The organism is Pseudomonas sp. PS02303 (genome assembly GCF_029959925.1).
Classification (GTDB): Bacteria; Pseudomonadota; Gammaproteobacteria; order Pseudomonadales; family Pseudomonadaceae; genus Aquipseudomonas; species Aquipseudomonas mandelii.
In genome coordinates this window covers 1-278 of record NZ_JASCOM010000582.1, presented here as the reverse complement: position 1 = coordinate 278, position 278 = coordinate 1, and the positions used below count along the sequence as shown (strand labels likewise).

At 43.9% G+C, this 278-nt stretch carries 1 rRNA gene; it reads right to left on the bottom strand.

The features are described 5' to 3' along the window. Positions 1–218: 218 nt before the first annotated feature. A 16S ribosomal RNA gene (locus tag QMX98_RS34955) occupies positions 219–278 on the bottom strand; the annotation flags it as partial.

Here is a 278-nt window from a genome sequence, read left to right as displayed (position 1 = left end):
TGATCCGTTACCAGTGAAAGTAACGTTCAGTCTATCTTTCTATCACATACCCAAATTTTTAAAGAACGATCTAATCAAAGACTAGAAATCAATATTCACACCGGAATATTCATTTCTAAACTCTAACGACAGCCGCCACCGTGCAGGCTGGCTTATCGTCTTCTTCAATGAATCAAGCAATTCGTGTGGGAACTTATGGAGCAGCTGATGTCGTCGATTAAGGAGGTGATCCAGCCGCAGGTTCCCCTACGGCTACCTTGTTACGACTTCACCCCAGT